The sequence below is a fragment of the Streptomyces sp. AN091965 genome, from assembly GCF_022698285.1.
Taxonomy (GTDB): domain Bacteria; phylum Actinomycetota; class Actinomycetes; order Streptomycetales; family Streptomycetaceae; genus Streptomyces.
This window is the reverse complement of the sequence record NZ_JALDMY010000001.1, coordinates 3,813,976-3,836,676: the sequence shown is the minus strand read 5'-3', so window position 1 is coordinate 3,836,676 and position 22,701 is coordinate 3,813,976. Positions and strand designations below refer to the sequence as shown.

The following is a 22,701-nucleotide window of genomic DNA, read 5'->3' as shown; positions in this document are numbered from 1 at the left end:
CCTCCGTCGATGTTTCCGCGCTCGTGCGGACGCGTGCCCACCATCCCGAAGCCATCGCCGAAGCCGCGGCGCGGCGGGTGCGGCGGCCTTTGGTCGGGGCCTCCGGGCGGTTGATGATCATCGCGGCGGACCACCCGGCGCGGGGCGCGCTCGGCGTGGGCAAGGACCCGCTGGCCATGGCCGACCGGGCCGACCTCCTGGAGCGGCTGTGCCTGGCGCTGTCCCGGCCCGGCGTCGACGGCGTGCTCGCGACCGCCGACATCCTCGACGACCTGCTGCTGCTCGGCGCGCTCGACGGCAAGGTCGTGATGGGGTCCATGAACCGGGGCGGGCTCGCGGGCGCCGCCTTCGAGCTGGACGACCGGTTCACCGGCCACCGCGCCGAGGACCTGGAGCGGCTCGGCTTCGACGCGGGCAAGCTGCTGCTGCGCGTGGACTACGAGGACCCCGGGTCGCTCGCCACGCTGTACTCCACCGCGCGTGCGGTCGACGCGATGGCGGAGCGTCAGCTTCCGGTGTTCGTCGAGCCGTTCCTGTGCCGCAGGTCGCCCGGCGGTCTGCGCAACGACCTGAGCGCCGAAGCGGTCACCCGGTCCATCGCCATCGCGTCGGGCCTCGGGGGCACGTCCGCGTACACCTGGCTGAAGGTCCCCGTGACCGAGAACCCGGACGACATGGCGCGCGTCATGGAGACCTCGACGCTGCCCGCCGTGCTGCTCGGGGGAGACATCGGCGGGGACACGGACACCGCCTTCGAGAAGTGGCGCGGTGCGCTCCAGTTGCCCACCGTGTACGGCCTGGTGGCCGGGCGGACGCTGCTGTACCCGCCGGACGGGGACGTGGCGGGCGCGGTCGACACCGCCGTCGGGCTGCTGTAGCCGTGACGTACGCACCCGACAGGAGACCCGCATGACGTACGTACCGAAGGGAAGCGCGGCCGAGGGCCCGTACGCCCTCGCCGTCGATCCCGCGCGCGCGGGCTGGGTGTACTCCAGTTTGCGCGTCGTCGAACTCCCGCCCGGCGGGTTGCACTCCTTCGCCACCGGGGAGAGTGAATGGATCGTGCTCCCGCTGACCGGCGGCTGTACGGTGCACGCGGAGGGCGAGATCATCGAACTCCTGGGCCGGGAGAGCGTGTTCAGCGGAGCGAGTGACTTCGCTTACGTTCCCCGCGATACCCGCATCCAGATCGCCTCCGGCGTGGGAGGCCGCTTCGCCCTGGCAGGAGCGAAGTGCGAGCGCCGACTCCCCGCCCGCTACGGCCCCGCGCCGGAGGTCCCCGTCGAGCACCGCGGCAGCGGCACCTGTGCCCGCCAGGTGCGCAACTTCGCCGCAGCGGACACGTTCGCGTGCGACCGGCTGATCGCCGTGGAGGTCATCACGCCCGGCGGCAACTGGTCCTCGTACCCGCCGCACAAGCACGACGAGCACCGCCCCGGCGTCGAGGCCGAGCTCGAGGAGATCTACTACTTCGAGATCGAGGGCGACTCCGGCTTCGGCTACCAGCGGGTCTTCCCCTCCCGCGAGGGCGGCACCGACGTGCTCGCCGAGGTGCGCTCGGGCGACGCGGTCCTCGTGCCCGACGGCTGGCACGGCCCGTCCGTCGCCCAGCCGGGCCACACCATGTACTACCTGAACGTCATGGCGGGCCCCGGCGACGAGCGGGAATGGAAGATCTGCTTCCACCCTGACCACACGGAGGGATACCGATGAGCGGCACGGTCCGGCTCACCACCGCCCAGGCCCTGGTGCGCTTCCTGGCCCGGCAGTTCACCGAGCGGGACGGCGTCCAACGGCGCCTCATCGGCGCGACCTGGGGCATCTTCGGCCACGGCAACGTCGCCGGGCTCGGCCAGGCCCTGGTGGAGCACGGCGACGAGATGCCCTTCCACCAGGGGCGCAACGAGCAGGCCATGGTGCACGCGGCCGTCGGCCACGCCCGGCAGTCGGGGCGCCTGACGACCCACGCCGTCACCACCTCCATCGGCCCCGGCGCCACCAACCTCGTCACGGGCGCCGCGCTCGCGACCATCAACCACCTGCCCGTCCTGCTGCTGCCCGGCGACGTCTTCGCGACCCGCCCGGCCGACCCGGTGCTCCAGCAGCTCGAAGTGCCGTACGCGGGTGACGTGTCGGTGAACGACTGTCTGCGCCCGGTGTCGGCGTACTTCGACCGCGTCACCCGGCCCGAGGCGCTGATCCCCGCCGCGCTCCAGGCGATGCGGGTGCTCACCGACCCGGTCGCCACGGGCGCGGTGACGCTCGCGCTGCCCCAGGACGTGCAGGCGGAGGCCTTCGACTGGCCGGCGGAGTTCCTCGCCGAGCGCGTCTGGCCGGTGCGCCGCCAGGCCCCCGACCCCGCCGAGGTCCAGGCCGCGGCGCGGGCCGTGCGCGCCGCCGCGCGGCCCCTGGTCGTCGCGGGCGGGGGAGTGCACCACAGCGAGGCCGAGGACGCCCTGCGCGCCTTCGCCGACGCCACCGGCATCCCGGTGGCGTCCACGCAGGCGGGCAAGGGCTCCCTGCGCCACGACCACCCGGCGGACGTCGGCGGCATCGGCCACACCGGCACCGCCACCGCCGACGAACTCGCCCGCGACGCCGACCTGGTGATCGGCGTCGGCACCCGCTACACCGACTTCACGACCGCGTCCGGCACGCTCTTCGCCGCGGACGGCGTGCGCTTCGTGAACCTCAACGTGGCGCCCTTCGACGCCCACAAGATGGCGGGCGCGACCGTGGTCGCCGACGCCCGCGCGGGCCTGGAGACGCTGACCCGGGCGCTCGCGGGCCACCGCGTCGACACCGCGTACACGGCCGCGTACACGGCGGGGAAGGAGCGCTGGGAGCGGCGCGTCGACGCCGCCTACGCGGCCGACGACCCGGCCGCGCGCCCCACCCAGGCCCAGGTCCTCGGCCTGCTCGACGCGCTCGTCACCGACGAGGACGTCGTCATCAACGCGGCGGGCTCGCTCCCCGGCGACCTGCACAAGCTGTGGCGGGCCCGCTCGCCGCGCCAATACCACGTCGAGTACGGCTACTCCTGCATGGGCTACGAGATCCCGGCGGCGATCGGCGTGTCCCTGGCCGCGCCCGAGCGGCCCGTGTGGGCGCTGGTCGGCGACGGCACGTATCTGATGATGCCCACCGAGATCGTCACGGCGGTGCAGGAGGACATCCCCATCAAGGTCGTCATCCTGCAGAACCACGGCTACGCCTCCATCGGCGGCCTCTCGGAGTCCGTCGGCGGCGAGCGCTTCGGCACCGACTACCGCTACCGGGCGCCCGACGGCACGTACACGGGCGGCCCGCTGCCCGTGGACCTCGCCGCCAACGCGGCCTCGCTGGGGCTGCCCGTGACGCGGGCGAGGACCGTGGCCGAGCTGCGCGCGGCCCTGCGCGAAGCGCGCGAAGCGGACGGCCCCACATGTGTCTACGTGGAGACGGAAACGGCAGACACAGTGTCGGGCCCGCCCCCGGCGCAGGCGTGGTGGGATGTGCCCGTGGCCGAGATCGCGACCCGCCCGTCGGCGGTCAAGGCCCGCGAGGAGTACGACCGGCACGTGTCCGCCCGGCGCCGCCATCTGTGAAGGAGTTCTTGGCATGACGAAGACCGTCGACCACTGGATCGGTGGCAAGAGCGTCGAGGGGACCTCCGGCACGTACGGCCCGGTCACCGATCCGGCGACCGGCGCCGTGACCACCCGGGTCGCCTTCGCGAGCGTGGACGAGGTGGACGCGGCGGTGGCCGCCGCCAAGGCCGCGTACGCGACCTGGGGCCAGTCCTCGCTGGCGCAGCGCACCACCGTCCTGTTCAAGTTCCGTGCGCTGCTCGACGCGCACCGCGACGAGATCGCCGAGCTGATCACCGCCGAGCACGGCAAGGTGCACTCGGACGCGCTCGGCGAGGTCGCGCGCGGCCTGGAGGTCGTCGACCTGGCGTGCGGCATCAACGTGCAGCTCAAGGGCGAGCTGTCCACGCAGGTCGCCAGCCGCGTGGACGTCTCCTCGATCCGCCAGCCGCTTGGCGTCGTCGCGGGCATCACGCCCTTCAACTTCCCGGCGATGGTGCCGATGTGGATGTTCCCGCTCGCCATCGCGTGCGGCAACACCTTCGTCCTGAAGCCCAGCGAGAAGGACCCGTCGGCCGCGATGCGGGTGGCGGAGCTGCTCGCCGAGGCGGGCCTGCCGGACGGCGTGTTCAACGTGGTGCACGGCGACAAGGTGGCTGTGGACCGGCTCCTGGAGCACCGGGACGTGGCCGCGGTGTCCTTCGTGGGCTCGACCCCGATCGCCCGCTACATCCACACCACGGCCTCCGCGAACGGCAAGCGCGTCCAGGCCCTCGGCGGTGCCAAGAACCACATGCTGGTGCTTCCGGACGCCGACCTGGACGCGGCGGCCGACGCCGCCGTCTCGGCCGCGTACGGCTCCGCGGGCGAGCGCTGCATGGCCATCTCGGCCGTCGTCGCGGTCGGTTCGGTCGGCGACGAGCTCGTCGCGAAGATCAAGGAGCGCGCCGAGAAGATCAAGATCGGGCCCGGCAACGACCCGGCATCCGAGATGGGCCCGCTCATCACGGCCGCGCACCGCGACAAGGTGGCCGCGTACGTGACGGGCGCCGCCGCGCAGGGCTGCGAGGTCGTCCTGGACGGCACCGGCTACACCGTGGCGGGCCACGAGGACGGCCACTGGATCGGCCTGTCCCTGCTCGACCGGGTGCCCGTCACGGCGGACGCGTACCGGGACGAGATCTTCGGCCCGGTCCTGTGCGTGCTGCGCGTCGACACCTACGACGAGGGCCTGGCGCTCATCAACGCCTCGCCGTTCGGCAACGGCACGGCGATCTTCACCCGGGACGGCGGCGCCGCGCGCCGCTTCCAGCTGGAGGTCGAGGCGGGCATGGTCGGCGTGAACGTGCCGATCCCGGTGCCGGTGGGCTACCACTCCTTCGGTGGCTGGAAGGACTCCCTCTTCGGCGACCACCACATCTACGGCAACGACGGCACGCACTTCTACACCCGCGGCAAGGTCGTCACCACCCGCTGGCCGGACCCCTCGGACGCCCCGGCGGGCGTGGACCTGGGGTTCCCGCGCAATCACTGACAGCTCCACCCCACTGAACGAAGCCGTCCGCCCTGCGGACGGCTTCGTTCCTTTTTTCGCCGATCAGCTGCGGTTCCCGCACGGAGGGGATGAATGGTGCGGGAAAGGCGTGGATGCAGTTCGACCTTGCTATCAAAGGTCAGCAAGGCGAACGTCTGGCTAATTGCCACCTATAGTCGCCAACGTCTGCGATTCATTGGTCAGTTGAATATCGTCGGGGCTGCGGATTCCGTAGGTAACCGGCCATTGACGTTTTCCTGACGCGGGGTTTCGATGACGCTCTGCCGCCCCCCTTTGGTACGAGCCGATCGGAATCGCCGCATGACCGAAACGCTGCACACGCCGCCGCAGGCCGCGGCCGCCCCCGGGGCCCCGGCTGCTCCCCGCAAGCTGAAGCGGTCCATCGGCGTCGTCGGCGGCACCCTGCTCACGCTGTCCTGCGTGACGCCCGCGTCCACGCTGTTCGTGGTCGTGCCCGATCTGTTCTCCTCGCTCGGCACCGCCACCACCCTCACCATCGCGATCGGCGCGCTGCTCTGCGTCGGCGTCGCCTTCTGCTACTCCGAGCTCGGCACGCTCATCCCCAGCGCGGGCGGCGAGTACGCGATGGTCTCCACGATGGCCGGACGGCTCGCGGGCTGGCTCGTGTTCGTGCTCTCGCTGCTCGTCGTGATGATCGTGCCGCCCGTGATCGCCATGGGCACGGCCGACTACCTCGCGCCCCTGGTCAAGATCGAACCCGCCTACGCGGGCGCGGGCGTGATGCTCCTCGCCACCCTCGCGGGCCTGCTCGACCTGCGGGCCAACGCCTGGATCACCGGGATCTTCCTGGTCCTCGAAGTGGTCGCGGCCGCCGTCGTGGCCGTCCTCGGCTTCGCCCACGCCGAGCGCGGCGCGGGCAGCCTCGTCGACCTCACCGTGGCCGACGGCTCCGGAGACGGCACCAAGACCGTCACCGCGATGCTGATCGTCTCCGGGCTCGCCATCGCGCTCTTCGTCACACAGGGCTTCTCCACGGCCGTCTACCTCTCCGAGGAGATGGAGAACCCGCGCCGCAACGTGGCCCGCACCGTGCTGCTCACCCTCGGCATCTCGGCGGTCGTCCTGCTCGTGCCCGTCGCCGCGATCACCCTGGGGGCGCCGGACCTGGCCGCCCTCACCGGCGGTGACATCGGCGGGATGGTCACCGCCTGGTCCAGCTCCGGCGTCGGCACCTTCATCAGCCTCTGCGTGGCCCTCGCCATCATCAACGCCGGCATCGTCATGGTCATCCAGAACTCCCGCGTCCTGTTCGCGTCCGCGCGCGACAAGGCCTGGCCCGAGCCCGTCAACGCGGTCCTGTCCCGGCTCGGCGGCCGCTTCGGCTCCCCGTGGGTCGCCACCCTCCTGGTCGGCGTCCCCGGCGCCGCGCTCTGCTTCGTGAACCTCGACACCCTGTACGGCGTCACCGGCGTGTCCGTGACCGGCATGTACCTGCTCGTCGCGGTGGCGGCCCTGCTCGCCCGCCGGGGCGGCCACGGCGCCGCCCCGGCCTGGCGGATGCCGCTGTGGCCCGGGATCCCGCTGGTGCTCATCGCGGTCCTCGCGTACGTACTCAGCCAGCAGGAGGCGCGGTACCTCCTGTGGACCGGCGGCATCGTGGCCGTCGCGACGGTGTACTGGGCCTGCTACCTGCGGCCGCGGGCGGCCACGCGCTGGCTGGTGACGGTGCCGGAGTAGCCCTGGCGGGGCGCGAAAGAATCAGCCCCTCCGGCGTTTGAGGAGCGGGGGTCTGGGGGCGGAGCCCCCAGGAATCGGGAAGGGGGCTACAGCTCCAGCCAGTCCTCCGCGGCCTCCGCGGCCGGCTTCGCCAGGAGGTCCCGGTCCTTGAAGCCGCTGGACGTGGAGACGCAGACCACGGGGCCCTCCACGTCCGGGCCGAGCTGCCGCAGGCCCGCGAGGCCCGCCGCCGCGGACGCCTCCGCCCACACCCCGCCCCGCGCCAGCTCCGCCCGCGCGGCCACCAGCTCCTCGTCGGTCACGAGCAGCGCCGCGCCCCCGCTCTCGCGCAGCGCGAGCACGCCACGGTAGCCGCCCACCGGGCAGTCGATGGCGTACGCGGCGGTGTCCCCGACGGGGACGTGCGCGGCGGGCACTCCCTCGCGCACGGCGGCCGCGAGGGGCCCGCCGACGGCGGGCTCGCAGGAGTACAGGCGCGGCATCCGCTGCCCGTACCCGAGCCGCACCAGCTCGGCGAACCCCTTCCAGACGCCGAACAGCATCTCCCCGTACCCGGTCGGAACGAACACCGCGCGCGGGAGGGCGCCGAGTTCGTCGTGGATCTCGTAGGCGATCGTCTTGTAGCCCTCGGGCCCGAACCCGTGCCCGGTGTGCGCGGCGGACGTGAGGTTGCTGACGGGGTGGTAGCCGGTCCGCTCGACGATGCGGCGCAGGAGCGGCCACCGGTCGTCGGCGGGCACGTGCAGCACGGTGGCGCCGTACGCGCGCAGGAACGCGTCGACGGCGGGCGGGGCGTCCGGCGAGGTGAGGACCACGCACGGAAGACCGGCCCGCGCGGCGTACGCGGCCGCCGACGCGCCGTGGTTGCCGGAGGAGGCGACGACGACACCGGGGGCGCCGACGCCGACGGCCGCGCTCACCGTGATCCGGTTGAGCCGGTCCTTGTGGCTCCAGGTCGGGTTGCGGGACTCGTCCTTGATCCACACGCCGTCCTCCAGGGGGAGCAGCGGGGTGCCGCCCTCGGCGAGGGAGGGGGCGCGCAGCGGCGGAAGGAGCGGCGCCCAGCGCTCGTGCCCGCGCGGCCGCGCGGCGGCGGCTCCGGGCGCGAAGAAGCCGTCGGGGACCTGGTCGTAGGCGTAGTCGACGTCCACCGGGTACGCGACGTCGTCGGTGCTCGTGACCGGGCAGCCCGCCGTGAGCGGCGGCCAGAGCGGGAAGCGGACGGCAGGGTCACCCAGCGAACGCTGGCCGATGGCAAGGGATGTCATGGGTCAGCAGCGTAGGTGCCCCTGACATCCGGTGCGGGGCGCCGGGGGCCTCCGTACCGCGGCGGACGTACGGGGGCGGCGAACCGTACTCCCCGGGGAGACAGCGGGGTTCCGACCGGCGGCTGCATCGGTTGTCGGTGACCGCCCGTACCGTTGACGCATGGATCTACGACTGCCCCGGGCCGGAGCCTGGAAGGCGGCGCTGCGCGCGCCGCGGCGGACGGCCGCCGCCGCGGCGGCGGTTGTGGTGCTCGCGGGCGCGGGCACGTGGACGGCGCTCGCGTCCGACGAGGCACCCGCGGTGCGCCGCACGGACCAGACGCTCGCCACGGGCCGCGGCCAGGGGCAGGAGGTGCGGATCGACACCTCGTACTTCACCGCGGGCGACCCCGGCACCAAGCGCCCCGCGGTCCTCGTCGGGCACGGCTTCGGCGGCAGCAAGGACGACGTGCGCGAGCAGGCCGAGCGCCTGGCCCGCGACGGGTACGCGGTCCTGACGTGGTCCGCGCGCGGCTTCGGTAAGTCCACGGGCCGCATCGGGCTCAACGACCCCAAGGGCGAGGTCGCCGACGTGTCGCGGCTCGTCGACTGGCTGGCGAAGCGCCCCGAGGTCCGCCTCGACAAGGACGGCGACCCGCGCGTGGGCGTCACGGGCGCCTCGTACGGGGGCGCGGTATCGCTGCTCGCGGCCGGGCACGACGACCGGATCGACGCCATCGCCCCGCTGATGACGTACTGGAACCTGGCGGACGCGCTGTTCCCCAAGGACGTCTTCAAGAAGCAGTGGGCCGGGATGTTCCTGAGCGCGGGCGGCGGCTGCGACAAGTTCGAGCCGAAGCTCTGCGCGATGTACGAGCGCGTGGCGGTCGCCGGCAAGCCCGACGCGTCGGCACGCGAACTGCTCGCGGGGCGCAGCCCGGCCGCCGTCGGCGACCGCGTCAAGGTGCCCGCCCTGATCGTGCAGGGCCAGCGGGACTCGCTGTTCCCGCTCGACCAGGCCGACGCGATGGCCAAGGCGATCCGCGGCAACCACGCGCCCGTGGCGGTCGACTGGACGGCGGGCGGCCACGACGGCGGCGACCAGGAGACCGACCGGGTCGAGGGCCGGGTCACGCGGTGGTTCGACCGCTACCTCAAGGACGACAAGGGCGCCGACACGGGCCCCGCCTTCCGCGTCACCCGCACCGGCGGCATCGACTCCACGGACGGCGCGGCGACGCTGCGCGGCGCGAGCGCCGACCGCTACCCGGGGCTCGGCGGCGGGCTGCGCGAGGTCCCGCTCACCGGACGCCCGCAGACCTTCGACAACCCCGCGGGCGCCGCGCCGCCCGCCGTCTCCGGACTGCCGGGCCTCGGCGGCGCGGGCGGGGGCGGCGACGGCCTGAGCCGTCTGTCCTCGCTGGGCGTCGGCGTCTCCCTCGACGTCCCCGGGCAGTACGCCGCGTTCGAATCGAAGCCGCTCACCGAGGACCTGCGGATCACCGGCGCCCCCGCCGTGCGGGTGCGGGTGAAGTCCGACAGCGCGGACACGGTGCTCTTCGGCAAGGTCTACGACGTGGGGCCCGGCGGCGGCCGCCAGCAGGTGCTGCCCGCGCAGCTCGTCGCCCCGGTGCGGATCGGCGGCGCCGTGGACGGCAGGACCCTCGACCTGCGGCTGCCCGCCGTCGACCACGAGCTGAAGAAGGGCCACCGGCTGCGCCTGGTGTTCGCCGCCACCGACCTGGGCTATGCCTCACCGGCCGAACCGGCCGCGTACACGGTGGCGCTGAAGAGCGGCCTGAAGGTCCCGACGGCCCCCGGCGTGGACACGGCCGCGGCCCCGCTGCCCGCCTGGGTGTGGTGGCTGCCGCTGGCCGGCGCGGCCCTCGCGGCCGCCCTGCTCCTGGTCGGCCGCAGGCGCGTCACGGCGCCCGCGCCCGACCCGGACCTCGCCGACGTGCCCCTCCAGATCACCGGCCTGAGCAAGCGGTACGCGAAGTCCACCGAGCGGTACGCGGTCCGCGAGCTGTCCTTCCGCGTCGAGAAGGGCCAGGTCCTCGGCCTCCTCGGGCCGAACGGCGCGGGCAAGACCACCACCCTGCGCATGCTGATGGGCCTCATCCGCCCCGACGCGGGCGAGATCCGCGTCTTCGGGCAGGCCATTCGGCCCGGCGCGCCCGTCCTGTCCCGGGTCGGCGCGTTCGTCGAGGGCGCCGGCTTCCTGCCGCACCTGTCCGGCCGGGAGAACCTGGAGCTGTACTGGCGCGCCACCGGCCGCCCCGCCGGGGACGCGCACCTGGAGGAGGCCCTGGAGATCGCCGGGCTCGGCGACGCCCTCGCCCGCGCCGTGCGGACGTACTCCCAGGGCATGCGCCAGCGCCTCGCCATCGCCCAGGCCATGCTGGGCCTGCCGGACCTGCTGATCCTGGACGAGCCGACGAACGGCCTCGACCCGCCCCAGATCCGCGAGATGCGCGAGGTGATGATCCGGTACGCGGCGGGCGGCCGCACGGTCATCGTCTCCAGCCACCTCCTCGCCGAGGTGGAGCAGTCCTGCACGCACCTGGTCGTCATGGACCGGGGCCGCCTCGTGCAGGCGGGCCCGGTCGACGAGATCGTCGGCGCCGGGGACACGCTCCTGGTGGGCCTCGCGGCGGACATCCCCGACCCGCTCGTGGAGAAGGTGGCCTCGCTCCCGGGCGTGGCGTCGGCGGCCCGTACCGAAGGCGGGCTCCTGGTGCGGCTCGACGGCGGCCCGGCGGCCACGGGGGCGGCCCTCCTTCCCGAACTGGTCCGCCTGGAGGTGCCCGTGGAGGCGCTCGGCCCGCACCGGCGTCTGGAAGACGCGTTCTTGACCCTGATCGGAGGAGGTGCGGCGTGACGGCCCCACAGGACACGACGGCGGCCCCGGAGGGGCCCCGGGCCGCGGCGGCGGCCGAGGGACCCCGGGAGACCGGCACGGTGGCGGCCGACGGCCCCCGGGACACCGGCGCGGCCACCGCGCCCGGCTACCGCCCGGGCCGCACGCTGCCGCTGCGCGTCGAGGCCGCCCGCCAGCTCAAGCGGCGGCGCACGCTCGTCATGGGCGGCGTCCTCGCCCTGCTGCCCCTCGTGCTGCTCCTCGCGTTCGCGATCGCCGGTTCGCCGGGCGGCCGCAACGACCGGGTGACGCTGATGGACACGGCCACGGCCTCGGGCGTGAACTTCGCGGCGACGTGCCTGTTCGTGTCGGCCGGGTTCCTGCTCGTCATCCCCGTCGCGCTGTTCTGCGGGGACACCGTGGCCTCCGAGGCGGGCTGGTCGAGCCTGCGCTATCTGCTCGCGGCGCCCGTGCCCCGGGCCCGGCTGCTGTGGTCCAAGCTGGCGGTGGGGCTCGGCCTGAGCGCCGCCGCGATCGCGCTGCTCCCGGTGGTGGCGCTCGTCGTCGGCACGATGGCGTACGGCTGGGGGCCGCTGGAGATCCCGACCGGCGGCGTCCTGGAGCCCGGCACGGCCGCGCGGCGCCTCGCCGTCGTCGTGGCGTACGTCTTCGCGTCCCAGCTGGTCACGGCGGGCCTCGCGTTCTGGCTCTCCACGAAGACGGACGCGCCCCTCGGCGCCGTCGGCGGCGCGGTCGGCCTGACGATCGCGGGGAACGTCCTGGACGCGGTGACCGCGCTCGGCGGCTGGCGCGACTTCCTGCCCGCGCACTGGCAGTTCGCCTGGGCGGACGTCTTCCAGCCCACCCCGGAGTGGTCGGGCATGCTCCAGGGCACCGCCGTCTCGGTGACGTACGCGCTGGTGCTCTTCGCCCTCGCGTTCCGCGGGTTCGCGCACAAGGACGTGGTGTCCTAGGGCCTGCCCGCACCGCACAGCTCGCGTTCCGCCCGCACCGGATCGTTCGGGAAGCGGAACGCGGTGCGCTCCAGGGCGCCGCCGACGTTGCGCAGGAAGCGCCCCGCCGTGAGGGGCTCCCGGGTGGCCGCGCGGAGTTCGGCCAGCGGGCCGCAGGCCAGGGCGCGGCGGGCTGCGGCCACCCGCGCCGGGTCCATGCCGGGCGGCAGGTCGCCGGTGCCCCGGTCGGCGACGATCCACTCGTCGGGGAGCCGCTTGTCGTGGCCCACGCGTGCGTGGGCGATGCGCTCGGAGTGGGCGGCCAGCGGGTAGGCGAGCCCGATGGGGTCGAGCGCCGCGCCGTCGAGGGGGACGACGGTGCCGTTGAGCCCGAGCGTCGCGTAGGCGCCGGACACGGAGGGCGCCGCGCCCTCGACGCGGGTGCGGGCCAGGAACAGCGTGGGCGCCCCGGTGTGCGCGGCGTCCCGCACCTCGCGCGCGTACGCGGCGTTGCCCCGGAACCCGGCGAAGGTGTGCCGCAGGGGGTGCGCGGCCGCGTTCTGCCGCACGTACACGCCGCGCTCGTCCGCGATGCCGCGCGGCCCGATCAGCCCCTCGTACGGGATGCGCAGCGACGCCGCGCAGACCAGGGCCCACGCTCCGACGCCGACCGTCGTGAGGGTCCACGCGCGCGTGGCGGGCACCACGAACACCGGCAGGACCAGCAGGAGGAGACCCGGCAGGAACATTCGGGCGTGCATGAAGTCCCCGCCGACCTTGATGACGTACGCCCAGCACAGGACCCCCGCGACGACGGGCGCGAACGCGGGCACCATGGGCACCGCGCGCACCGGCGCCCCCGGCGACACGGGCGACACCGGTCGGCCGCCGCGCCGCGCGGGCAGCACCGTCGCCAGCACGAACAGGGCGGGCAGCCACAGCAGGTACGGCCCGGCGAAGTCGGCGAGGTAGGTGGCCCCGCGCCCCCACAGGCTGGACGAGGCCTCCTTGGTGACGCCGGGCAGCGGCATGAGGTGTCCGTAGTAGCCCATCCGGAAGACCTCGTAGGCGACGGGCAGCGCGCCCGCGGCGGCCGCCCCGGCGAGCGCGGCGCGGCGCGAGGGGCGCGCGCTCAGCCACTGCGCGCCGAGGAACACGGCGGACACCAGGGCGAGATCGGGCCGCACCAGCGGACCGAGCCCGAGGACGAACGCGGTGGACAGAGCGCGCGGACGGGTCACGAGCAGCAGCCAGGCGCCCGCGATCCAGCACGTGGCGAGCCCCGTCTCCAGGCCGGAGGTGGCGAAGTCCCACACGGGCGGCAGCGCGAGCGGCACCAGGGCGCCGAGCGGCAGGAGGGGGCCGCCGGACGCCCCCGTGTGCAGGCGCGCCGCGCCCCACGCCGCGAGTGCGAACCCGGCCGCCGTGAGCAGCAGCCCGCCGTACACCGCGGCCGTCACCACGTCGGCCCCCGGCAGCCCCGCGAGGACGAGCAGCCACTGCCACAGCGTGCCCGTCGAGGACTCGGCCCGCTCGCCCACGTTGAACACCGGCCCGTGCCCCGCGAGCACCTGCCGGACCGTCCGGACGTAGATGTGCCCGTCGTCGGACATCCAGCGCCGCTGGTACCCGGCCCAGACGACGGCGAGCGCGGGCAGCAGACACACGACGACCCGGAAGGGCTGCCGGGACCGGAGGGGAGGGTGCATGGATGTCATGCCCGGTACTTCGGCGCAGGTCAGCGAGGCCTTAAGGGGCGGGCCCGGGGCGCCCCGGCGAGGGGCGGGACCCGCGCGGGCGGCCCCGTCACGCCTTGGGGATGTCGAAGTACCGGGTGAGCCCCGCGGCCAGCGCCACGTCCCCCACGACCTTGAGCTTGCGGGTCATGAACAGCATGACGGGCTGCGCGTTGCCGGACGCCAGCTTCAGGAACTCCGCGTCGCCCATCACCAGCGTGACCCGCGGCTCCGCCGCCGAGCGCCCCTCGCGCACCACGCACGCGCCCTCCGCGATGTCCGTCTCGTACACCGCGTCCCCGACGCCCCCGCTCCCGGTGACCTGCCAGCGGATCAGCGCCTCCAGGGAACCCGCGGCCTCTGGCCTGAACTGCTGCTCCATGCGCGTGAACACCTCCCGCAGGACGCGGGCGCGCAGCGGGCCGTCCGTGGCGATCTCGGTGAGTTCCTTGCCGGAGAGGCCCTTGACGATCCGCGCGAACTCCGTGGGTGTGACACTGGCGAAGTCGAGCCCCGCGATTCCCCCGGCCTTGTCCGTCCCCATCGCAAGCTCCTTACCACGAAGTAAACTTACTGGGAGGTAAGGTAAAGCCGGGGCGAGGAGGCTGACAAGAGTGGGTGGCACGCCACAGGGGCGCAGGCGGCGCGTTCCGCGCAAGGAGCGCGAGCAGCAGATGATCGACGTGGCGGTCCAGGTGTTCGCCAAGCGGGGCTACCACGCCGCGTCGGTCGACGAGATCGCCGAACTGGCCGGGATCTCCAAGCCGATGGTGTACCTCTACCTCGACTCCAAGGAAGGCCTGTTCCTGGCCTGTCTGCGCCGGGAGGCCGACCGGTTGGTCGCGGCGTTCCAGGGGGCGGCCCGGGAGGCGGCCGCGAGCGGCCCCGACGGCGCCCGGGACCGGGGCGCGCGGCCGGGCGCGACGAAGCCCCTGGGCGCCCCCGAAGTGCGCCTGTACGCCGGGCTCCTGGCCTTCTTCTCCTTCGTCGCCGAGCACCGCGACAGCTGGGTGGTGCTCCACCGCCAGGCGTCGGAGCTGAGCGAGACCATCGCGGCCGCCGTCGCCGACGCGCGCCGCGCGGTGATGGCGCAGGTCGCGGAGCTCGTCCGGGCGGGCATCGAGGAGAGCGCGACCCCCTCGCAACTCACCGAAAGGGACGCCGATTTCGTGGCCCACGCCCTCGTGGGCGCCGCCGACTCGCTCACCGACTGGATGGTCCGCAACCCGGACCAGTCGCCGGAGGGCGTCACCCTGCGCCTGATGAACATGGTCTGGGTCGGGATGGGGCGGGTCCTGGAGGGGGAGGTATGGATTCCGTCCCACGACTGACGCCGCTCCGTCGGCTGGTCCGCGTCTGGCGCCGTGCTGTCGGCTGGTCCGTGTCTGGCGCCGCGCCGTCCCCTCGTTCGCGACTGGCCGCGCGATGGCTTCCGTCCGACCGGCGTCCGCGATGGCTTCCACCGGCATCCGCGACGCCTGCCGTCCGACCGGTACCCGCGATCGCTTCCGGCTCCTTCCGTTCCGCTTGCCGGACTTCCGTGCGACCCATTGAATTTCCCCTACGCACCGGTAAGTTGACCGAAAAGTAAGTACGCACGTACCCGCACCACGGACACGTACCGGGAGCCGTCATGGGCGTACGCAAGGACTTGAAGAAGGCGCGGAGGCACCCCGGTCTCGCCGGGCTCGCCGAGGTCGACCTCGTCCGGGACGAGCGCGGCGTGGTGCGCGAGGCCCGCACCCCCGCCCTCGTCCCGGAGGCCACGCACGGCAGCACGGCCGACATCCCCTTCACCAACGCGGCCGAGGCCCCCGACGCCGTGGTGCTGCGCCGCAAGGAGGCGGGCCGGTGGCGGCCCGTGACGGCCGCGGCCTTCGCCCGCGAGGTCACCGCGGCCGCGAAGGGCCTGATCGCGACGGGGCTCGCACCGGGCGGCAGGGTCGCCCTGATGTCCCGTACGCGCTACGAGTGGGCGGTGCTCGACTTCGCCGTCTGGGCGGCGGGCGGCCAGACCGTGCCCGTCTACCCGACGTCGTCGGCCGCGCAGATCGAGTGGATCGTACGGGACTCCGGCGCGAGCCTGCTCTTCGCCGAGACCCCGGCGAACGCGGCGACGGCGCGGGACGCCGTCGCGGGACACGACGCGCCCCTGACCGTCCGGACGATCGACGACGGCGCGGTCCTCGAACTCGCCGAGCGGGGGCAGGAAGTGAGCGACGAGGAGGTCGCCAAGCGGCGCGCGGCGCTCACCCCCGACACCATCGCCACCGTCTGCTACACCTCCGGCACCACGGGGCGCCCCAAGGGCTGCGTCCTCACCCACGGCAATCTGCACGCCGAGGCGGCCAACACCGTCGACCTGCTGTACCCGGTGTTCAAGGCGATCACCGGCCAGCAGGCCGCCACGCTGCTCTTCCTGCCGCTCGCCCACATCCTGGGCCGCAGCATCCAGATCGCCTGCATGCTCGCCCGCATCGAACTCGGCCACTGTCCGAGCATCAAGCCGGACGAACTGCGGCCCGAACTGCGGGCGTTCAGACCGACGTTCGTCGTCGGCGTGCCGTACCTCTTCGAGAAGATCCACGACACCGGTCGCGCGACCGCCGAACGCATCGGCCGGGGCGCCTCCTTCGACCGCGCGGAGCGGATCGGCGTGCGCTTCGCCGAGGCGTATCTGAACAGGTTCCTCGGCACCGGACCCGGCCCGTCCGCCGGGCTCCGCGTCGGCTGGGCGCTGTACGACCTGCTCGTCTACCGGCGCATCCGCAAGGAGGTCGGCGGCCGTCTGCGCTATGCCATCAGCGGCGGCTCCCCGCTCGACCGACAGCTCAACCTGTTCTTCTACGCCGCCGGAATCGTCATCTACGAAGGCTACGGACTCACCGAGACCACCGCGGCCGCCACGATCACCCCACCGCTGCGGCCGCGCCCCGGAACCGTCGGCCTGCCGGTGCCCGGCACCGCGGTGCGCATCGCGGACGACGGCGAGGTGCTCATCAAGGGAGGCATCGTCTTCACCTCGTACTGGAACGACCGGGACGCCACCGACGCCGTCCTCACCGGCGACTGGTTCGCCACCGGCGACCTGGGCGCCCTCGACGAGGACGGCTACCTCACCATCACCGGCCGCAAGAAGGACATCATCGTCACCAGTGGCGGCAAGAACGTCTCGCCCGCCGTCCTGGAGGACCGGCTGCGCGGCCGTGCCCTGGTCGGCCAGTGCCTCGTCGTCGGCGACAACCGCTCCTACGTCGGCGCGCTCATCACCCTCGACCCGGAGGCCGTGGCGCACTGGCTGGCCGTCCGCAAGCGCCCCGCGGACACGCCGTCGGCCGAGCTGCGCCGCGACCCGAAGCTCCTCGCGGACCTCCAGAAGGCCGTGGACCACGCCAACGAAGCGGTGTCACGGGCCGAGTCCATCCGCCGCTTCGCGGTCGTGGAGGGGGAGTTCAGCGAGGAGAACGGCTTGCTCACCCCGTCGCTGAAGATCAAGCGACGGGCCGTGGAGCAGGCGTACGCGCAGGAGATCGAGGCGCTCTACCGGGGCTGAGCGTCAGGGCGCGTCCGGCTCCTCGCACGACTCCTCCAGATAGGTGCGCGCGACGGCGCTCGCACGCGCGGACCAGGCGGCGATCACGGCGATCTCGTCGGGTGTGAAGTCGTCGAACAGCGCCATCAGGCGCGCGTAGTACGGCTCGTAGATCTCCCGCACGCGCGCGGACGCGGCCGGTACGGCGACGACGCGCACCCGGCGGCGGTCGGCGGGGTCGGGGCGCCGGGTCACGAACCCGCCGCGCTCCAGGCGGTTGAGGATGCCCGTCACCGCGCCCGTCGTGACGTGCGCGCGGGTGGCCAGTTCGCCCGCGGTGACCGCGTCGTCCCCGGCCTGGAGGACGTACGCGAAACAGATCAGGTCCGTGACGGACAGGCCGAGGTTCCGTGCGAACTCCTGCTGCCCGACCACGCTCGTCGCGACGAGGTCGTCCACCGCGGAGACCACGTCCTGCGCGGACGCGCTGGGGCGGCGCTTGCCCTCCATTGAAATCCCTTAGTACGTAAGATAAATTGCTTACTCGCTAAGGCATCTTACGTCTGGTGCCGGGGGCGCGGCCAGGCCGTGCCCCCGGCGGGCACGGGGAGGGCGCGACACGTGAGTACACATGACGACGGCCACACGATCGCCGGCTGGACCGGCTGCGCGGTCGGCACGGTGGGGGCGCTGATCGCGGGAGTGGGCATCACCGGCTGGCGCCCGGGCATCTGGCTGGGGCTCGGCGTGATGGCCCTCGCGGTGTTCGTCACCTGGTTCCTGCACCTGGCGGGCTGGGGCAAGGGGCCGGGTCCGAGACCGGCGTCCCAGCGGCCCATGGGGCTGCGCGACGGCACGGCGCGCGCGGGGCACCCGGGCTGTGTCGGCTGCCGTCTGGCGGGCCGCCGGGGGGCGGCTCCCGGAGTGACGGCGGCCCCTTCCCGGCGGGAGAGCGAGGACGAGGTGGCGCACCCGGTCGCGTGAAGGGTGCCCTGGCCCGGTGGCCGTCCCGGTGAGTACGCGTACTCATGCCGGGGGCGGGCCGCCGGGCCACAGTGGTGCTCGCCGAACCGGACCGAGCCCGAGGACCCGCGATGCCGCCTGTCGCCCGCCCACGCCGCCGCCTGCGCCGCCTGCTCGCGCTCGCCACGGACACCTGGCTCGCGCGGGCCTACCTCGCGGTGGTCGCGGCGGCGCTGGCCTTCTTCCTGGGTGCCTGGTACGCCGGTCCCGACCCGGGGCTCGCCGGGTTCTACCCGTTCCTCGTCACGGCGCCGCTCGGCGGTCTCGCCCTCCTGGCGTCGCTGCCTGCCGAGCAGTCCTCGCTCACCTGGCTCGCCCCGTCGGTCTTCGCCGTCGGCACGGCGGCGGCGGGCCTCTGCAACGCGGCGCTGCTCGGCACCCTCGCGCGCGTGCCCGCAGCAAACGCGCGCGTGCCCGCAGCAAAAAGGCCTTCCCGAAGGAAGGCCGATGAGGTGCGCCCCCGGCAGGACTCGAACCTGCGGCCAAGTGCTTAGAAGGCACCTGCTCTATCCACTGAGCTACGGGGGCCGGGTGGTGGCCGGTGGCCTGGAGCCCGGTGTGGGGCCGGTCCGTGACCTTGCCGGGGACAAGGATAGGGCTCCCGGGTCCTTGTCCCTGGTGCTTCACCTCCGCACCGTGATGTGGAGGTTCGGTGAAGCGGTCCTGATAATCGCAGGCAGGTGCGAATCTCGCAGCGCTTTTGGCGCCTGGCGCCCCGGGTGTTGTGCACTCGTTATGCCTGTGTCCCACTCGTCCCTTCCGTCACGTGTGTCCGATCGGCGCGCAGGCGTGCCCATATGCTTCAGAAAGCCATCAAAATTGGGCATTCTTCGTATGTGGTGACCTTGGACGTACGGCCTCAACTGCTTGACGCGCTTTCCACCCTGCGTGAGCGTGTCGCCGCCGCACGCTTTCCGCTCCCCCTGGCGGGGGCGCCACGCGCGCGTGCCAACCGGGACGAGCTTCTGGCCCAGCTCGACGACTATCTGGTGCCCCGGCTCAGGGCCCCCGAAGCACCCTTGCTCGCCGTCATCGGCGGGTCCACGGGGGCCGGAAAGTCGACGCTCGTGAACTCCCTGGTGGGCCGTCAGGTCAGCGAGGCGGGTGTGCTGCGGCCCACGACGCGCACGCCGGTACTCGTCTGCCATCCGGAGGACCACCACTGGTTCGCGGGGATGAGGGTGCTGCCGGACCTCACGCGCGTGTGGGTGCCGCTGCAGGACGGCGAGGAGGGCGCGAGGGACGGCGACGGCAGCCGCGTGCTGCGGGTGGAGACCGCCGACACGCTCCCCAGGGGGCTCGCCCTCCTGGACGCGCCCGACATCGACTCCCTCGTTGCCGACAACCGCGTCCTGGCCGCCGAACTCATCTGCGCCGCCGACGTGTGGGTCACCGTCACCACGGCCGCCCGCTACGCCGACGCCGTGCCCTGGCACCTGCTGCGCACCGCCAAGGAGCACGACGCCACCCTCGTCACCGTCCTCGACCGGGTGCCGCACCAGGTCGTCACGGAGGTGTCCCGGCAGTACGAGGCGCTGCTCGCCAAGGCGGGCCTCGGCGACGTGCCCCGCTTCACCGTGCCCGAGCTGCCCGAGTCCGCGGGCGGCGGGGGACTGCTGCCCGCGACCGCCGTGGCGCCGCTCCTGGCCTGGCTCGCCGACCGCGTGCGGGACACCGCGGCCCGGGAGGAGGCGATCGCGCGCACCGCCCACGGAGTGCTCGGCTCGCTGAACTCCCGCATGCCCGAACTCGCCGGTGCCGTCGCCGCCCAGCACGCGGCCGCCCTGCGGCTCACCGCCGCCGTCGACGAGGCGTACGAGGGCGAGCACGCGCGCGTACGGGAACGGCTCCAGACGGGCGCGGTGCTCGCCGGGGACGCGCTGAAGCGCTGGCGGGCCTATCCGCTCGACTGCGGCCCCGGAGAGCTCCTGGACGCCGTCTCGGCCGGCCTGGAGACGCTCCTGGTGTGTGCCGTCACCGCCGCCGACGAGCGCGTGGACGAGGCCTGGCGCCGCGAACCCGCCGCCGGGCTCCCCAGCCTCGTCCCGCGGCGCGAGGACGGCGCGGAGCACCGCGTCGGGATGGCCGTGCGCCGCTGGCGGCGCGTCCTGGAGGAGTACGTGGAGGACGAGGTCCGCGCGCTCGACCGCGTCGACAAGGGCGCCCCGCCCGACCCCGACGTGCTCACCGCGCTGCTCGCCACGGCCCTGCTCGGCGGTCGCCGGGCGCGCTCCGCGGGGGAGACCCTCGCCGAACGCGTCGGCGCCCACGGCGCGCTGCGCCTGCGCGACCGGGGCGGCCGGCTGCTCACCGACTACCTGGACACCGTCCTCGGCGCGGAACGGGAGCGGCGCCTCGCCCCCCTCGACGCGCTCGGCGTCCACCCCGAACCCCAGGCCGAACTCATCGCCGCGCTGTCCGTACTGCAGAAGGAGAGGTGACCGCGGTGACCGCCGTCACGGATCACACCGACCACGCCGACCGGCCCGAAGACCCGGCCTCCCGCGCGCGGGAGGCCGACGGCATCTGGGACGACGGCCTCATCGCACGACGGGCCGGAGCCGGTGGCAATGGCTCCCCTGGAGGCGACGATCCGGCGGGCACGGGCTCTACGAGGACGGGGGACAGGGGCGCGACAGGAGACGAAAGCTCGTCCGCCTGCGGCGCGTCCTCCCCGTACGCGAACTCCTCCGGCTACGAGAAGGCCTACGACAACGACGGCCCCTACGAGGCCACCGCCGAGGCGACCGCCCTCTACGAAGGGCCGCTGCGCGCCCGGCTCGACGCGCTGCGGGAGCTGATCGGCCTCTCCAGGACGCGCCTCGACAGCGCCACGCTCGCCGAGGCGGGGCGCGTCCTCGACGAGGCGGCGGCCCGGCGGCGCCTTTCCGACCGGCACACCGTCGTGGCCATCGCCGGGGCCACGGGCAGTGGCAAGTCGACGCTGTTCAACGCGCTCGCAGGCGTGATGATTTCCGAGACCGGCGTCCGCAGGCCGACCACGGCCGCGCCCATCGGGTGCAGCTGGACGGACGGCGCCGCGGGCCTGTTCGACCGGCTCGGCATCCCGGGGCGACTGCGCAGAAGGCCCCTCCCGGGGGCCGACGCCCAGGCCCTGGAGGGTCTCGTCCTCGTCGACCTGCCTGACCACGACTCGGCGGCCGAGGACCACCGGCGGCACGTGGACCGCATCCTCCGGCTCGTCGACGCCGTCATCTGGGTCGTCGACCCGGAGAAGTACGCCGACGCGGTCCTGCACGAGCGCTATCTGCGGCCCATGGCGGGCCACGCCGAGGTCATGTTCGTCGTGCTCAACCAGACGGACCGGCTCCCCGGGGACGCCGCCGACCAGGTGCTCGACGATCTGCGCAGGCTGCTCGACGAGGACGGCATCGCCCTGGGCGAGCACGGGGAACCGGGCGCCGCGGTGCTCGCCCTGTCCGCGCTGACCGGTGACGGCGTCGGAGATCTGCGCGAGGCGCTCGGGCAGTTCACGCGCGAGCGGCGTGCCGCCGCGCGCCGCGTGGAGGCGGACCTGGACGCGGCGGCCGCGCGCCTGCGCCCGGTGTACGCCGCCGACGCGGGGCCCGCCGTCGGCCGGGGGCGGGTCGGGCTCAGCGAGGAGGCCCGCGAGGAGTTCGCCGACCGGCTCGCCGAGGCGGTCGGCGCCACGGCCGTGGGCCAGGCCGCCGAGCGCGCCTGGCGCAGGCACGCGAACAAGGCGTGCGGGACGCCCTGGCTGCGGCTGTGGCGCTGGTACGAGGCGCGCCGCTCGCCGTTCGGGTCGATCGTCGCGCCCGTGACCCGCGCCCCCGTCGACGAGGAGGCCACGGCACGCGCGCGCGTGGAGCACGCCGTGCGCACGGTCGCCGACGAGGCGGCGACGGGGCTGCCCACGCCCTGGGGACAGGCCGTGCGGGAGGCCGCGGCACGCGGCGCCGAGGGGCTGCCCGAGGCGCTTGACGAGCTGGCCGTGCGGGCCGGGCTGCCGCGGGGACGCCCGCCCAGGCCCGGCTGGTGGCCGGTCGCGGTGTTCGCGCAGGCGGTGATGACGCTGCTCCAAGTCGTCGGCGGACTCTGGCTGGTGGCACAGATCGTGGGGGTCGCGACGCCGAACCTGGGCGTGCCCGTGCTGTTGATGCTCGCGGGCGTCCTGGGCGGCCCCGGGGTGGAGTGGCTGAGCCGGATGGCGGCACGCGGACCCGCACGCCGGTACGGCTTCGAGGCGGAACGCAGGCTGCGGGAGGCGGCCTCGGGGTGCGGCCGGGCACGGGTGCTCGACCCGGTGGCGGCGGAGCTGCTGCGGTACCGGGAGGTGCGGGAGCAGTACGTGCGGGTGGCTCAGCGGGGGTGAGGGGGCCGGGCCACCAGGGGGGAAGCGGCCCGGGCGGGTAGTGGTCGAGGGTGCCCGCCGGTAGCGGACGGGAGCACCACCGGTAGAGGCCGGGGGCGCCGCTGGAAGCGGAAGGCCTCCGTCGGGTGACGGAGTTGTCCACAACCCGCGGGTACGGCACAGCGCTCAGCGGGC

The 22,701-nt window shown here is 74.0% G+C and carries 17 protein-coding genes and 1 tRNA gene; 13 read left to right on the top strand and 5 right to left on the bottom strand.

Annotated features, from left to right (window positions below; translation table 11 throughout):
- The first annotated feature begins 23 nt into the window (after window positions 1–23).
- The 5 genes from MQV74_RS15975 (at window position 24) to MQV74_RS15955 (ending at window position 6,822) form a co-directional block, all read left to right on the top strand.
- Window positions 24–878, top strand: coding sequence for a Cgl0159 family (beta/alpha)8-fold protein (locus MQV74_RS15975; RefSeq protein ID WP_441349356.1), 855 nt, complete (start codon window positions 24–26; stop codon window positions 876–878).
- A gap of 31 nt (window positions 879–909) precedes the next feature.
- Window positions 910–1,713, top strand: coding sequence for a 5-deoxy-glucuronate isomerase (iolB, locus tag MQV74_RS15970; protein ID WP_242718237.1), 804 nt, complete (start codon window positions 910–912; stop codon window positions 1,711–1,713).
- Window positions 1,710–3,587: a 3D-(3,5/4)-trihydroxycyclohexane-1,2-dione acylhydrolase (decyclizing) gene (gene iolD / locus MQV74_RS15965; protein WP_242718235.1), complete on the top strand. Its 1,878-nt coding sequence runs from the start codon at window positions 1,710–1,712 to the stop codon at window positions 3,585–3,587. The genes iolB and iolD overlap by 4 nt, the downstream gene beginning before the upstream one ends.
- A gap of 13 nt (window positions 3,588–3,600) precedes the next feature.
- Window positions 3,601–5,103 carry a CoA-acylating methylmalonate-semialdehyde dehydrogenase gene (gene mmsA / locus MQV74_RS15960; protein WP_242718233.1) on the top strand — a complete coding sequence of 501 codons (1,503 nt, stop codon included), beginning with the start codon at window positions 3,601–3,603 and terminating at the stop codon, window positions 5,101–5,103.
- A gap of 321 nt (window positions 5,104–5,424) precedes the next feature.
- Window positions 5,425–6,822, top strand: a complete 1,398-nt coding sequence (locus MQV74_RS15955; protein ID WP_242718231.1) for an APC family permease — start codon at window positions 5,425–5,427, stop codon at window positions 6,820–6,822.
- 86 nt (window positions 6,823–6,908) lie between these two features.
- Here the strand turns inward: MQV74_RS15955 and MQV74_RS15950 are convergent, their stop codons facing one another.
- On the bottom strand, window positions 6,909–8,090 hold the full coding sequence (locus MQV74_RS15950; protein ID WP_242718229.1) for a threonine synthase: 1,182 nt from the start codon (window positions 8,088–8,090) through the stop codon (window positions 6,909–6,911).
- A 160-nt stretch (window positions 8,091–8,250) separates the two neighbouring features.
- Between MQV74_RS15950 and MQV74_RS15945 the strand changes: the two genes are divergently transcribed.
- Window positions 8,251–10,950: an alpha/beta fold hydrolase gene (locus MQV74_RS15945; protein ID WP_242718227.1), complete on the top strand. Its 2,700-nt coding sequence runs from the start codon at window positions 8,251–8,253 to the stop codon at window positions 10,948–10,950.
- A gap of 80 nt (window positions 10,951–11,030) precedes the next feature.
- Window positions 11,031–11,903, top strand: coding sequence for an ABC transporter permease (locus MQV74_RS15940; RefSeq protein WP_242728741.1), 873 nt, complete (start codon window positions 11,031–11,033; stop codon window positions 11,901–11,903).
- Here the strand turns inward: MQV74_RS15940 and MQV74_RS15935 are convergent.
- Both MQV74_RS15935 and MQV74_RS15930 read right to left on the bottom strand, forming a co-directional pair.
- Window positions 11,900–13,591 carry a hypothetical protein gene (locus tag MQV74_RS15935; RefSeq protein ID WP_242718225.1) on the bottom strand — a complete coding sequence of 564 codons (1,692 nt, stop codon included), beginning with the start codon at window positions 13,589–13,591 and terminating at the stop codon, window positions 11,900–11,902. The two genes, MQV74_RS15940 and MQV74_RS15935, sit on opposite strands and share 4 nt — an antisense overlap.
- A 97-nt stretch (window positions 13,592–13,688) precedes the next feature.
- On the bottom strand, window positions 13,689–14,162 hold the full coding sequence (locus tag MQV74_RS15930) for an SCP2 sterol-binding domain-containing protein (protein WP_242718223.1): 474 nt from the start codon (window positions 14,160–14,162) through the stop codon (window positions 13,689–13,691).
- 130 nt (window positions 14,163–14,292) lie between these two features.
- Between MQV74_RS15930 and MQV74_RS15925 the strand changes: the two genes are divergently transcribed.
- Both MQV74_RS15925 and MQV74_RS15920 read left to right on the top strand, forming a co-directional pair.
- Window positions 14,293–14,949: a TetR/AcrR family transcriptional regulator gene (locus MQV74_RS15925; RefSeq protein WP_242728739.1), complete on the top strand. Its 657-nt coding sequence runs from the start codon at window positions 14,293–14,295 to the stop codon at window positions 14,947–14,949.
- A gap of 302 nt (window positions 14,950–15,251) precedes the next feature.
- Complete coding sequence (locus MQV74_RS15920; RefSeq protein WP_242718221.1) at window positions 15,252–17,171, top strand: AMP-dependent synthetase/ligase; 1,920 nt, start codon at window positions 15,252–15,254, stop codon at window positions 17,169–17,171.
- 3 nt (window positions 17,172–17,174) lie between these two features.
- On the opposite strand, the gene MQV74_RS15915 is transcribed toward MQV74_RS15920, so the two are convergent.
- A complete protein-coding gene (locus MQV74_RS15915) occupies window positions 17,175–17,660 on the bottom strand; it encodes a MarR family transcriptional regulator (protein WP_242718219.1) in 486 nt (161 codons plus the stop codon).
- Between the two features lie 111 nt (window positions 17,661–17,771).
- On the opposite strand from MQV74_RS15915, the gene MQV74_RS15910 reads away from it, so the two are divergent.
- Both MQV74_RS15910 and MQV74_RS41380 read left to right on the top strand, forming a co-directional pair.
- The gene (locus MQV74_RS15910) at window positions 17,772–18,134 is read left to right on the top strand and encodes an HGxxPAAW family protein (protein ID WP_242718217.1); all 363 of its coding nucleotides are present in this window, start codon (window positions 17,772–17,774) and stop codon (window positions 18,132–18,134) included.
- A gap of 44 nt (window positions 18,135–18,178) precedes the next feature.
- Window positions 18,179–18,667 (top strand): SCO4225 family membrane protein, encoded by a 489-nt coding sequence (locus MQV74_RS41380; protein ID WP_374120781.1) that lies wholly within the window; start codon window positions 18,179–18,181, stop codon window positions 18,665–18,667.
- Here MQV74_RS41380 and MQV74_RS15905 read toward each other — a convergent pair.
- A tRNA-Arg gene (locus tag MQV74_RS15905) sits at window positions 18,629–18,701 on the bottom strand. The two genes, MQV74_RS41380 and MQV74_RS15905, sit on opposite strands and share 39 nt — an antisense overlap.
- 308 nt (window positions 18,702–19,009) lie before the next feature.
- On the opposite strand from MQV74_RS15905, the gene MQV74_RS41170 reads away from it, so the two are divergent.
- Together MQV74_RS41170 and MQV74_RS15895 are read left to right on the top strand one after the other, a co-directional pair.
- Window positions 19,010–20,614 carry a dynamin family protein gene (locus MQV74_RS41170; protein WP_242718215.1) on the top strand — a complete coding sequence of 535 codons (1,605 nt, stop codon included), beginning with the start codon at window positions 19,010–19,012 and terminating at the stop codon, window positions 20,612–20,614.
- Window positions 20,611–22,527, top strand: coding sequence for a YfjP family GTPase (locus MQV74_RS15895; RefSeq protein ID WP_374120626.1), 1,917 nt, complete (start codon window positions 20,611–20,613; stop codon window positions 22,525–22,527). The genes MQV74_RS41170 and MQV74_RS15895 overlap by 4 nt, the downstream gene beginning before the upstream one ends.
- Window positions 22,528–22,701 lie beyond the last annotated feature (174 nt).